The organism is Haloarcula japonica DSM 6131 (genome assembly GCF_000336635.1).
Lineage (GTDB): Archaea > Halobacteriota > Halobacteria > Halobacteriales > Haloarculaceae > Haloarcula > Haloarcula japonica.
This window is the reverse complement of record NZ_AOLY01000037.1, coordinates 159,955-172,675: the sequence shown is the minus strand read 5'-3', so window position 1 is coordinate 172,675 and position 12,721 is coordinate 159,955. Positions and strand designations below refer to the sequence as shown.

General features: G+C 63.3%; 8 protein-coding genes. 6 read left to right on the top strand and 2 right to left on the bottom strand.

From position 1 onward, the window contains the following. Window positions 1-8 precede the first annotated feature (8 nt). The 4 genes from ligA to C444_RS12035 all read left to right on the top strand — a co-directional run bounded on the left by ligA (window position 9) and on the right by C444_RS12035 (window position 4,462). Window positions 9-1,670 carry an ATP-dependent DNA ligase LigA gene (gene ligA, locus C444_RS12050; RefSeq protein WP_004593136.1) on the top strand — a complete coding sequence of 554 codons (1,662 nt, stop codon included), beginning with the start codon at window positions 9-11 and terminating at the stop codon, window positions 1,668-1,670. 62 nt (window positions 1,671-1,732) lie between these two features. After that, window positions 1,733-2,479: an MBL fold metallo-hydrolase gene (locus tag C444_RS12045; RefSeq protein WP_004593135.1), complete on the top strand. Its 747-nt coding sequence runs from the start codon at window positions 1,733-1,735 to the stop codon at window positions 2,477-2,479. Window positions 2,480-2,602: 123 nt separating this feature from the next. Next, window positions 2,603-3,043, top strand: a complete 441-nt coding sequence (locus C444_RS12040; RefSeq protein WP_004593134.1) for a hypothetical protein — start codon at window positions 2,603-2,605, stop codon at window positions 3,041-3,043. Between the two features lie 135 nt (window positions 3,044-3,178). Continuing rightward, window positions 3,179-4,462 (top strand): outer membrane protein assembly factor BamB family protein, encoded by a 1,284-nt coding sequence (locus C444_RS12035; protein WP_004593133.1) that lies wholly within the window; start codon window positions 3,179-3,181, stop codon window positions 4,460-4,462. 24 nt (window positions 4,463-4,486) lie between these two features. Here C444_RS12035 and C444_RS12030 read toward each other — a convergent pair whose 3' ends face one another. Both C444_RS12030 and C444_RS12025 read right to left on the bottom strand, forming a co-directional pair. Beyond that, window positions 4,487-5,593 (bottom strand): DNA topoisomerase IV subunit A, encoded by a 1,107-nt coding sequence (locus C444_RS12030; protein WP_004593132.1) that lies wholly within the window; start codon window positions 5,591-5,593, stop codon window positions 4,487-4,489. A 1-nt stretch (window position 5,594) separates the two neighbouring features. Then, on the bottom strand, window positions 5,595-7,985 hold the full coding sequence (locus C444_RS12025) for a DNA topoisomerase VI subunit B (protein ID WP_004593131.1): 2,391 nt from the start codon (window positions 7,983-7,985) through the stop codon (window positions 5,595-5,597). 138 nt (window positions 7,986-8,123) lie between these two features. Between C444_RS12025 and gyrB the strand changes: the two genes are divergently transcribed. Both gyrB and gyrA read left to right on the top strand, forming a co-directional pair. Next, the gene (gyrB, locus tag C444_RS12020) at window positions 8,124-10,052 is read left to right on the top strand and encodes a DNA topoisomerase (ATP-hydrolyzing) subunit B (RefSeq protein ID WP_004593130.1); all 1,929 of its coding nucleotides are present in this window, start codon (window positions 8,124-8,126) and stop codon (window positions 10,050-10,052) included. Beyond that, window positions 10,049-12,493 (top strand): DNA gyrase subunit A, encoded by a 2,445-nt coding sequence (gene gyrA, locus C444_RS12015; protein ID WP_004593129.1) that lies wholly within the window; start codon window positions 10,049-10,051, stop codon window positions 12,491-12,493. Before gyrB ends, gyrA begins: the two co-directional genes overlap by 4 nt. The last annotated feature ends 228 nt before the right edge of the window (window positions 12,494-12,721 follow it).

Below are 12,721 nucleotides of genomic sequence, written 5' to 3'. Positions count from 1 at the left end.
AGGCGCTGATGGAGTTCGCCGCCTTCGCCGACCGGGCCGAGGAGATCGAAGCCGAGAGCGCCGACACCGCGATCACCGAAGCGGTGACCGACCTGTTCGCCGCTGCGGGGCCGGACCTCCAGACGCTCGCCCGCTTCGTGCAGGGCCGGGTGTTTCCGGCCTACGAGTCCCGCACGCTCGACATCGGGCCGCGGCTCTGCTACGAGGCGATTGCCCGGGCGGCCGGTCAGAACGTCAGCGCCGACGACGTGGAAGGGCGGCTGGCCGACATGGGCGAAATCGGTACCGTTGCGGCCAGCTACGACCTCGGCGGCCAGCAGGGCCTCGCCGCGTTCGGCGTTGGTGGCGGGAGCGACGCACTGACCGTCGCCGAACTCGACGAGACGCTCCGGGACCTGGCAGCTGTCGAGGGCAGTGGGAGCCAAGGGACGAAGGTGGACATCCTCTTTGGCCTGTTCTCGCGGTGCGCTTCGACGGAAGCCGGCTACCTCGCCCGGCTCGTCCTCTCGGAGATGCGCATCGGCGTCGGCGAGGGGACCGTCCGGGACGCCATCGCGGCCGCCTTCGACGTGCCGGTCGAGGGCGTCGAACGGGCCATTCAGGTGTCCAACGACTACGGTATGGTCGCCGAGGCGGCCCGCGATGAGGGCGAGGCAGGACTGAACACGATCACGCTCGAAATCGGGCGGCCCGTCCAGGCGATGCTGGCCCAGGCGGGCACAGTCGCCGGCGTACTAGAGGACTGGGACCGCGCCGCGGTCGAATGGAAGTACGACGGCGCTCGCGTGCAGGTCCACTTCGACGGCGAGGACGCCCGGCTGTTCTCCCGGAACATGGAGGAAGTCACCGACCCGCTCCCGGAGGTGGTCGACACCGTCGAATCGACGCTGGACGCGCCGGTGATCCTCGACGGCGAGGTGGTCGCGGTCGACGCGGACGGCGATCCGCTCCCGTTCCAGGAGGTGCTGCGCCGATTCCGCCGGAAACACGACGTAGCCGCGGCCCGCGAGGACGTGGCCGTCCGCCTGCACGCCTTCGACTGCCTCCACGCCGACGGCGACGACTTGCTCGACGCCCCGCTGGAGACGCGCCACGACCGCCTCGAATCGCTGTTCCCGGCCGACAGCGACGTCGTCTCGCGGATGTGGTTGTCAGCCAATCCCGACGAAATCGCGGACCTGGAGGGGGACGCCCTCGCCGCCGGGCAGGAGGGCATCATGCTGAAAGACCCGACCGCAGCCTACTCGCCCGGGAAGCGGGGCAAGCACTGGCGCAAGCGAAAGCCGGACGTAGAGACGCTGGACTGCGTCGTGACCGGCGCGGAGTGGGGCGAGGGCCGCCGGGCGAACGTGCTCGGCTCGTTTGAGCTTTCTGTCCGAACCGCCGACGGCTACGTCACCGTCGGTAACGTCGCCACGGGCATCACCGACGCGGAACTGGACGACCTGACCGAACGCTTCGAACCGCACATCCGGCGCGAGGACGGCCGCGACGTGGTGCTTGACCCGGCGGTCGTCTTCGAGGTCGGCTACGAGGAAATTCAGGCCTCCCAGTCCTACGACTCGGGGTATGCGCTGCGGTTCCCGCGATTTCTCTCGGTCCGTGAGGACAAGACCCTGGACGACGCCGACTCGCTGGAGCGCGTCGAGCGGCTGGCCGGGGACGGCTAATCAGGGCGCGTCGTGGCGGTCGGACCGACACGCGTAATGGCCCCCTCCGAGAACGCCTGTACATGACAGTCAGACACGACGGCATCACCGCGGAGTGGCTCGGCTACGCGACGCTGCGGCTGGAAGGCGAAGATACCGTAGTCTACTTCGACCCCGGCCGGTACGGCGTCCTCACGGGCGAGTGGGAACCGCATAAAGACGGTATCGGCCATCCGCCGACACAGGACTACGCCCCGAAAGACGGGGATATCGTCTGCGTGACCCACATCCACCACTACGACCCCGACGGTATCCGCCGTGTCGCAAGCGAGGACGCCACTGTCGTCGCGTTCGAGGGCATCAACGTCCACGCCACGGACCGCGACCTGGACCGCCTGGCCGATCTCGACTACGAGGTCCGCAAAGTGGGGATGGAGGCCGACGTACTGGTCGACGACGTCCCCATCTGGACGATGCCGGCGTACAACCACGAGGACGGCCCGAACGTCAACGACGACGGCAGCCCGATCCATCCGAAAGGCATCGGCTGTGGCTTCCTCGTCGCCCTTGACGACACGCGCGTGTTCTGGCCCGGCGACAGCGACGTACTGGACGGCCACGCCGAACTCGACGTGTCGCTGTTCGTCCCTTCTATCGCCAAGAACTACACGATGGACCGCCACGACGCCGCCGAACTGGCCGAGGAGATGGACCCAGACCTCGTGCTCCCGATGCACTACAACACGTTCGAGGCCCTGGGAGCGGACTCCGGTGCGTTCGCCGAAGATGTCGCGAAACGCGGCGTCCCGGTCGTCTTGGACGAGAACTGACCGCCGAAATAGCCCGAAACGGTGCTCCCGCATCTCATCTAGCAACCAAAATAGTATAGACCCGTTCGTCAAAACACCATCACGATGGACCGCCCGAGTGACCGAGGAGGAGGCGCACGTTCCGTGAGCGAACAAACGCCCTCGATCGGTCATCTACTGCTCGTCTGGCTCCTCGTCGGGCCGTCGATGTGGTCCCTCGGCACCGCGGTGGCCGATGCGATTCAGGCCGAACTGCCGCTGTCGACGATGGGGGTCGGCCTGCTGTTCGGAACGACCGTCGTCGTGTTGTTCTGGACCGCCGGTTTTCAGCCCTCACTCACGGCCAGTTTCGGCTATTTCATCACCGAACAGGCCATCGACCTAATCCTGCTTTTCGGTACCGTCTTTCTTTTCGTTCCGGTGTCCACACCGTGGGCCACAGTTGCACTCCAGTTCTGTTCTATTTGTCTCGCTGTGACGCTGGTGTTTACTCCCGTCGGGAAGCAGATACAGAACGTCCTCCGTCGACACATCCGTTCCGTGCTTAAACTACCGCCCCAGAAGCAGTCGGCTAACAACGATTGATAGGTCGCCACGCAGAATCGGGCGAAACGAAATCGGATTCGCTGCTACTCAGATAGTGGATCGATCATACGCCTACGACTACACTGATTTCACTCGGCAGAAAACACTTACCGAGTGACAGCAGTTAGACTGCCAATGCCCTCCTCTCGTCGGCGATACCTTCGTGGCTGTGCCGCGACCCTCGGACTGGCAACTGCTGGCTGTCTTGGTTCGAACGAGTCAACGGAACCGACACCGGAGAAAACCAGTACAGCGACGGAATCAGAGACTGGGACTGCCACCCCCACACAGACCGGGCAAACCGAACCGTTTGTCGCCTGGCAGCAGTCGCTCGACTCAGTAATTACTGCCCCACCGATTAGCACAGGAAGCCGTCTGTACGTCGGGACTGAGTCGGGAACGATCAAATCACTCGCAACCGTTGATGGGAGCCAGCAGTGGTCGTACGACGCAAACGACCCCATCCGCTCGCAACCGAAGCACGTCAGGAACACCGTATTCGTCATAAGCGGGAAAGAGGGGCTGTACGAGGACCACGTTGTCGTGGCACTCGACGCTGAAACCGGCGCGAAGCAGTGGACGTTCGCTCCCGGAGAGTGGTGGCTTGAGTTGCTTGGCGCGACCGAGGATATGGTGTACGTCGGGACGAACGCCGATACCCCGTCGAAGCAGGGCCAAACGCTCTACGCGCTCGCCGTTTCTGATGGGTCGGTACAATGGTCCGGCGAAGTCGGTGACCAATACGGGGCAGTTTTGGATAACGGGACGATATACGTGGCCTCGCGCGGCCGGTTCTACGCGTACGACACTGAGACCGGTGAGCAACGGTGGGCCACTGACGTTTCGGACTACTACTCCCAGACGATGGTTGCCACCGACGGCACCCTCTGTTACGCCGCTGATGTGGTCGAGACCCACGGTACGCTACTCGGCGTGGCCGCCGACACTGGCGAGACGCTCTGGACCCACGAAGAGGGGTCCATCGCATCGACGACGCTCCACGACGGGACGCTCTACGTTGGTGGGACACACGTCGCCGCGCTCGACCCGACGACTGGCGAGCAACGGTGGCGAACGGACCAGTCCGGGTACGTCAAACAGGCCCCGGTGCAGAACGGGACTCTCTATACGGGTGGCGACGTGGTTCGCGGTCACGACAGTAGTACCGGCGAACTAGACTGGACGTGGAGACCGGAGACGAATATTAAAGGGGTGGTGCCGGCGGCAGTCGTATCAGATACGCTGTACGCGGACTCGTGGTCGGATGGCGACCCACGGAACCGATTCAAGTTCGCGCTCGATACGAACGCTGAGACGAAACGGTGGGCGTTCGATGTCGAACGCGAGCTGACCGACCTGTCCGTCGACGAGAAACGAGCATACGCCGCCGCTGACGATACCGTGTACGCGCTGGAATAAGTGAGAAGGCCGTCGCCGCTGTGCCTACAGCACGCCCATCTCGTCTAGCCGTTCAGGCAGGTACGTCTCCGTCACGAAGTCTAGCCCCCGAGAAGCGAGCGCCTGCTGCTCAGCCTTCTTGTTGATGTCGAGCTGGAGTTCGATCTGTTCCTCCCAGAAGTCAGTCTGGAAGCGCGGGTCCTCCAGTTCGCTCTCCAAGGCGTTGACGTCGGAGTCCGCCAGCGGGTCCGTCGGCAGTTCGTACTCGACGATGTCTTCGGGGCGGATACCGATGAACTGTGCTTCGGGTGTCGCTAAGTACTCCGAGAGGTGTGCGCTCTTGATGGAACCATACGAAACCGACCCGAAAATGCGGTACGACCACGGGTCACCGTCAGTGAACACCGTGACCGGGAGGTCGAGTTCGTCGTGGAGGCGCTTGATGAGCCGCCGGGTCGCCCGCGCTGGCTGACCGCCGAGGTGGACGACCAGCGCGTCGTACTCGTCGTCGAAGCCGTTCTCGACGAGCCGGTCGCGCATGCCACCGGTCTCCACGCAGAGGACGAACTTCGCATCGTTGTCGAGGAACTCGATAGTGTCAGGGTTGTTCGGAATCTGGTAGCCACCCTGACCCACGTCGTCCTGACAGTGGATCTCGCGGTCGCCGCGGTTGGTCTGCTCGCGGAGGAGCAGCGGTCCCATCACCTTCGCGCCGGACTCCTCCGGGCGCATGTGGAAGTCCTCACGCTTGACGTCGGAGACGATCTCAAGGTCCTCGATGAGGTTGTTCGACTCGTCCTGCGTGTTGAACTGGGCCTCGTCGAGGTCCCAGGACTCCGAGAGGTAGTACAGTTCACGCAGGGTCGAAGAGCGGTCCTCCTCCAGTTGCTGGGAGAGGAAATCGATGGTGTAGACGGCCTTCAGTATCTTCTCGGCCCCCGAGACCGTCTTGGCCGACCGCGTGGAGTTGCGGTCGCCGTACACCCAGACCTGCTCGTCCTCGTCGAAAACGATGTTCGATTTGGTCCGGGTTGGGATGGTCATCGTCGGCACCTCGCCGTCGGCGAACTGGTCGTAGAAGTCCGCCGCGAGGTCGATGAGTTGCTCGCGCGCTTCCTCGGTGTCGGGTGTGGTGTCTGAGTCGGTGCTCATATCAGGCGTTCACCGTGAGTTTCTCCTCTTCGATGCCGTCGACCGAGACGGTGAACTCGGCCTCGCCGGCCACGCTGTATTCCAGGACGGCGGTCTCGCCGGCCCCGATGGTCGGCGACCACTTGACGAACCACTCGCCGTCCATCTCGACGACCGTCGCGCCGTTGGTGTCCTGCGGTTCGGCGGTGACGATGTCGGTCAGTTCAACGTCCGCGTTCGTGTCGTCGTTGTTCTCGATGCGGACTCGGACCGTGCCATCCTCGACTTCGCGCTCGACGAGGACGTTGTTCATGATGCGGGCCAGCGAGTCGTCGATATGTAGCTCGTCGTTGTCGGTGACTTCGGTGAGTTTCTCGGCCATCTCCGGCAGGATGGTCGCCAGCTTGTCCTGCTTCTCGCGGCGCTGTTGCATCGAGCGACGCTTATTCAGGTAACTTTTGAGCTCGCGGGCGGCCTCCCGGATGGCGAGTTCGATCTCGTCTTCCATCTCGGGGACGTTGGCGATGGCGTCCTTGGACTCGCTGGTGAAGGGCACGTTCGTCGAGGCGACGTGGACCATGATGACGGCCGGCCCCTTCGGAATGCCGGAGCCGCCGGGCTGGTCGAGGTTGTAGTTGCGCCAGCGGATGGACTTCACCACGTCCGTCGTCGCACAGGCCCCGCGCTGGTACACCAGTGGCACGCGGTTGGCGAACCGCATCACGTCGACGGTCCCCTCGCTTTCGAGTTCGCCGCCGTAGGCGATGCCGGCCTCGACGATGAACGGGTCGCCCCCGTGGACCGACGCGTCCCGCGTCGAGGCGGCGTAAAAGTCCGCATCGAACTCTTTCCGGAGTCCTTCCTCGACCAGTTCCGCGCTGATGGGGGAGAGACAGTCCGTCGGCGGCGCGATGATGTCCGTCTCGCGCATCGCCGACAGCAGTTCGCTCGCAGTATCGCGGTTGTCGGCGATGTCGGAGACCTTCGGCGGCTCTTCCGGGACACCCTCGGCGGCCGTCCAGAGCGCTTCGAGGACGTTTTCGCGGGCCGTCTCACCGAAGGTAGCGTCGTCTTGCTCTTCGGTCATGTCGGCCGCGCGGTCGATGTAGCCTTGGAGTTCGTCGCGGGTCAGCCGGTGGCGACCGCCGTCGTCGAACTTGTCACCCAGTCGGCTCGCCAGTCCCTCGATTGCGGCGTCGTCCTTGCGTTTCGTCGTCACGTCGTCGACGAGAGTGTAGAGGTCGCTCGATAGGGTGTCGCTGACGGCGTTCCAGGCGGCTTCGACGGCGTTCTCACGAACTGTCGCGCCGAACGTCGTGTCGCCGTCCGCTTCGGCGTCTTCTGCCGCGTCGTCGACGATGGATTCGACCTCGTGGTACGCGACCCGGTCGCAGTCATGGATAGCGTCGGAGACGGCGGCCGCAAACGTCGCAGTGGTCTCAGCCCCTTTGTTCGCCACGGCGTCCTCGACAGCCACCTCGATGTCGGCGTCTTCGTTGACCTTCGGCGGCTGCCAGGCCATGCCGCGGCCGTAGTGGCGGTCGTTGAAGTTCGCGATGACGCTGTCGGCGGTCTTCCCGCCGACGCGGGTGAACTCTTCCTGCATGAAGCCGGACACGGAGTACGAATCCGTCGCTTCGAGCATCTTCAGGAGTGTTCCCAGTTCGACGCCGTGCGGGTGTGGGCGGATCTCCTCCGTCTCGTCAGGGAGTTCGGCGCGCTCGGCTCGCTCGAACTTCAGGGACTCGTCCAGCCCCGGCTCGTCGAATTCGATGCGGGCGTGGGGGTTGACGACGGCGGTGTCCTGGATGTAGTCCCGCAACGTCGACCGGGCCCGCATGTTGGCCTCCATCTCCAGTTCGATTCGCGTCCCGTGGGGCCGTTCCCACGTCGTCGTCTCATCGACGCTGATCTCGGGTTCGTTGGTGTCCGTATCGACGATGAGTTCGAAGTACTGGGCCTCGTCCTGCCCCTTCGGCCGGGAGGTGATCTTCGCCGGCTTCCCGGAGGTGAGCTGCGAGTAGAGCACAGCCGCAGAAATCCCGATCCCCTGCTGTCCGCGGTTCTGCTCCCGAGCGTGGAATCGGGAGCCATAGAGGAGCTTCCCGAAGATTTTCGGTGCCTGTTCCTTCGTGATGCCGGGACCGTTGTCTTCGACGACCAGCTTGTAGTAGTCCCCGGACTCCTGGATTTCGACGTAGATATCGGGGAGAATACCGGCCTCCTCACAGGCGTCGAGCGCGTTGTCGACGGCTTCTTTGACGGCCGTGACGAGCGCTCGGGCCTCCGAGTCGAAGCCCAGCATGTGCTTGTTCTTCTCGAAGAACTCGGCGATGGAGATGGCCCGCTGGGATTCGGCCAACTCCTCGGCGATCCCCTCGCCCTCGCCGAGTCGCGACTGATACGAGGTCATTGTCGTGCGGTACGTACCCGCGTCGGGGTTAAAAGGTAATCGCCACCAGAGTGAAAGTGAAAACTATCGCCGAAACCGCGGCCCCGCGCGCGTGCGGGAACTTTATACGTTCCCCTGTATTAGCACGGGTAAGTTCCTATGTCAGGAGAGTCTGATGAGTACGGCGCAAAGTCGATCCAGACCCTCGAAGGGCTGGAAGCCGTCCAAAAGCGACCCGCGATGTATATCGGGTCGACGGACGCTCGCGGCCTCCACCACCTTGTCTACGAGGTGGTCGACAACGCGATCGACGAGGCGCTCGCCGGCCACTGTGACAACATCGACGTAACGATTCACGACGACGGCTCCGTCTCTGTCAGCGACGACGGACGGGGAATCCCCGTCGATACCCACGAAGAGCACGGCCGCCCGGCCGTCGAGGTCGTGATGACGATTCTCCACGCGGGTGGGAAATTCGACAACAAGTCTTACCAGGTCTCCGGGGGTCTCCACGGGGTCGGTGTGAGCGTCGTCAACGCGCTCTCGAAGTGGCTCGAAGTCGAAGTCAGGCGCGACGGCGCGCTCTGGAAGCAGCGCTTCGACCACGGCAAACCGGAGTACGACCTGAAGAAGGTCCGTGACCTCGAACCCGACGAAGAGACGGGGACGACGGTCCGGTTCTGGCCCGACGACGAGATCTTCGAGACCGGCGAGTTCAAGTTCTCGACACTGTCGTCCCGACTGCGTGAACTCGCTTTCCTCAACTCCGGCGTCGCCATCTCTATCCACGATGAGCGCGACGGCGAGACGGAGACGTTCGCCTACGACGGCGGCATCCGCGAGTTCGTCGAGTACCTGAACGAGACGAAGGACCCGCTCCACCGGGATATCATCTACTTCGAGGACGAAGAAGAAATCGCGGAGGGGCCGGTGCAGGTCGAGATTGCCATGCAGGGAACCGACGACCTGCAGGGTTCGATCCATGCCTTCGCCAACAACATCAACACACGCGAGGGCGGGACACACCTCACAGGGTTCAAAACATCGCTCACACGGGTCGTCAACGACTACGCGACCGACAATAATCTGCTGAAAGATCTGGACGACACACTCAAAGGCGACGATATCCGCGAAGGGCTGACGGCCGTCATTTCTGTCAAACATCCCGACCCGCAGTTCGAGGGGCAGACCAAGACAAAACTCGGCAACAGCGAAGTCCGCGGGATCGTCGAATCGGCGATGCACGACGGACTGGCGACCTTCTTCGAAGAGAACCCCGATACGGCCGAGGCCATCGTTGGGAAGGCCGTCGAGGCTGCGAAGGCGCGGAAGGCCGCACAGAAGGCCGAAGAGCTCACCCGCCGGAAGTCGGCGCTTGACTCGACCGCACTGCCCGGAAAGCTGGCCGACTGCCAGACGCGGGACCCCGAGGAAGCCGAACTGTTCATCGCCGAGGGTGACTCCGCGGGCGGCAGCGCCAAACAGGGCCGAAACCCGGATTTCCAGGCTATCCTCCCGATCAAGGGGAAGATTCTGAACGTCGAGAAACACCGGCTGGACCGGATTCTGGAGAACAACGAAATCCGGAATCTCATCACCGCGCTGGGGACCGGTATCGGCGACGAGTTCGATATCGACGACCTGCGGTATGAGAAGATCATCCTGATGACCGACGCCGACGTCGACGGGGCACACATCCGGACGCTCCTGCTGACGCTGTTCTACCGCCACATGAAGCCGCTGCTGGAAGCAGGCTACGTGTACGCCTCCCAACCGCCGCTGTACCGGATCCGCTACCGCGGAAACACGTACGATGCGATGACGGATGCAGAGCGCGACAGAATCATCGAGGAGAAGTGTGACGGAAATCCAACGCAGGTCCAGCGCTTCAAGGGCCTCGGTGAGATGAATCCCGAACAGCTCTGGGAGACGACGATGAACCCCGACAACCGGATTCTCAAACAGATCACCATCGAGGATGCCGCGGCCGCGGACAAGATGTTTAACATCCTGATGGGCGACGCCGTCGAACCGCGCAAGGAATTCATCAAGGAGCACTCGCCTGAAGCGGAGTGGGTCGACATATGAGTTCTGACGCTAACGACTCGAACGCCCCCGCAGAGCGGATCGAGCACGTCCGCATCGAGGACGAGATGGAGCAGTCCTACATCGACTACGCGATGTCGGTCATCGCGGGTCGAGCGCTCCCTGACGTTCGGGATGGCCTCAAACCCGTCCACCGGCGCATCCTCTATGCGATGCACGAGATGGGCGTCTCCTCGAATACCGCCCACCGGAAGTCCTCCTCGATTGTCGGGGACACGATGGGTGATTACCACCCGCACGGCGACTCGGCTATCTACGACACGCTCGTCCGGATGGCACAGGACTTCTCGATGCGGTATCCGCTGATCGACGGGCAGGGGAACTTCGGGTCGATGGACGGCGACCCGGCGGCCGCCATGCGGTACACGGAAGCCCGCATGGCCCCCATCGCCGAGGAACTGCTCGAAGATATCGAGAAAGACACCGTCGACTTCTCCAGTAACTACGACGACCGCCTGCAGGAACCCGACGTACTGCCGTCGAAAGTACCGAACCTCCTGTTGAACGGGTCGTCCGGGATTGCTGTCGGCATGTCGACCAACATCCCGCCGCACAACCTCGGCGAACTGGTCGACGCAACGGTCCACCTGCTCGAAAACCCCGACTGCACGGTCGAGGACCTGATGGAGCACGTCAAGGGACCGGACTTCCCGACCGGCGGCAACATCGTCGGCCGCGACGCCATCTACTCGGCGTACGCGACCGGCCGCGGCCGCCTGCGGGTCCGCGCCGAGTACGAGGTCGACCCGGATGAGGGTCGCATCGTCATCAGCGAACTCCCCTATCAGGAGAACAAGGCCCGCGTCGTCGAGCGTATTGCTGACGACGTAAACGAGGGGAAAATCGAGGGCATCTCGGACCTCCGCGACGAGTCCGACCGCAACGGCGTCCGTATCGTCATCGAACTCAAGCGCGGGGCGAACGTCGACGTGGTCGAGAACCGCCTGCTCGACCACCACCTCGAATCCACGTTCGGCGTCATCAACCTCGCGCTGGTTGATGGCCAGCCAAAGGTCCTCTCGCTGAAAGAGAGCCTCCAGCACTACATCGACCACCGCCGCGAGGTCGTCCGCCGGCGCTCCGAGTACGACCTCGCCGAAGCCGAGGACCGCGCCCACATCCTCGAAGGGCGGCTGAAGGCGCTCGAAAACGTCGAGGACGTGGTCGAACTCATCCGTAACAGCGAGGACCGCGACGCTGCCCGGTCGGGCCTGCAGGAGTCCTTCGAGTTCTCGGAGGATCAGGCCGCCCACATCGTCCGGATGCAGCTCGGCTCGCTCACTTCGATGGAATCGGCCGAAATCGAAGACGAGTACGAGGACGTGCAGAACACAATCGACTACCTCGAATCCGTCCTCAACAGCCGCGAAAAGCTCGACAGCGTCATCGCAGACGAACTCCAGGAAGTCAAAGACGACTACGACGACGACCGCCGGACGAGTATCATCGAGGATGAAGGCCAGGTCACCCATGAGGACCTCATCCCCGAAGAAGACTGCGTCGTTGTCATCACCGAGGACGACTACATCAAGCGGATGCCCGTCGAGAACTTCGATCCCCAGAACCGCGGCGGCAAGGGGATCATCGGGGCCGACCCCAAGGAGAACGACCGGGTTTCGAAGGTGTTCCGGGCCAACAGCCACGACTACCTGCTCTGTTTCACCAATCAGGGGCAGGTCTACCGGCTCAAGACCTACGAAATCCCGGAAATGTCCCGCACCGCACGGGGCAAATCCGCTATCAACCTCATCGACCTCGACGACGGCGAGGAACTGACCGCCGTCGTCTCGACCGACGAGTTCGGCGACGACGAGTGCATCACGATGGTGACCCGGAACGGCTACGTCAAGCGGACCTGCTGTTCGGAGTTCGAGAACATTCTCTCGACGGGGATCATCGCCGCCAAGCTCGAAGACGGCGACGAACTCATCGACGTGGACGTCACCGACGGCACCGGCGACCTCGTCATCGCCACGGAGGCCGGCATGACCATCCGCTTCAGCGAGAGCGAAGTCAGCGAGATGGGCCGTTCCGCACGCGGTGTCAACGGCATCAAACTGCAGGGCGACGACAAGGTTGCAGGGATGGTTGCCACTGACGACGACGACCCCCGGTCGCTGTTGACCGTCACGGAACACGGCTTCGGGAAGCGGACCAAACTCGACGAGTACCGCACGCAGTCCCGCTACGGCAAGGGACTCATAGACATCAAGACCGACGACCGCAACGGTCGCGTGTCGACCGCTAAAGCGGTCACCGACGAAGACCATCTGGTCATCATGTCCGAACAGGGCCAGATCATGCGCATCCGCGCCGGCGACGTGTCACAAGTCGGACGGAACACGAAGGGTGTGACAATCATGGGACTCGAAGATGACGACCGTGTGGCGAGTGTGACTGTTGTGCCGGCACAGACCGAGTAGTAGCCGCGAGCGAAGCGAGCGGCCTTTTTCGCCCACGTTTTTGCCGCGAGTGGTGGCCGCAGGCTACCCGAGCGGGAAAAAGGTGGAAGCGGGATGACCATTATGTGACTCGAAGACGGCGACCGTGTGGCGAGCGTAACGGTCGTGCCAGCGGAAACCGAATAGAACCGCGAGCGAAGCGAGCGGCCTTTTTCGCCCACGTTTTTGCCGCGAGCGGTGGCCTGTGGC

Bases quoted from the DNA above. Each gene is read 5' to 3' on its own strand.
- C444_RS12030 (WP_004593132.1), bottom strand. From the start codon at position 5,593: ATGAGCACCGACTCAGACACCACACCCGACACCGAGGAAGCGCGCGAG.
- ligA (WP_004593136.1), top strand. From the start codon at position 9: ATGGAGTTCGCCGCCTTCGCCGACCGGGCCGAGGAGATCGAAGCCGAG.
- C444_RS12035 (WP_004593133.1), top strand. From the start codon at position 3,179: ATGCCCTCCTCTCGTCGGCGATACCTTCGTGGCTGTGCCGCGACCCTC.
- C444_RS12045 (WP_004593135.1), top strand. From the start codon at position 1,733: ATGACAGTCAGACACGACGGCATCACCGCGGAGTGGCTCGGCTACGCG.
- gyrA (WP_004593129.1), top strand. From the start codon at position 10,049: ATGAGTTCTGACGCTAACGACTCGAACGCCCCCGCAGAGCGGATCGAG.
- C444_RS12025 (WP_004593131.1), bottom strand. From the start codon at position 7,985: ATGACCTCGTATCAGTCGCGACTCGGCGAGGGCGAGGGGATCGCCGAG.
- gyrB (WP_004593130.1), top strand. From the start codon at position 8,124: ATGTCAGGAGAGTCTGATGAGTACGGCGCAAAGTCGATCCAGACCCTC.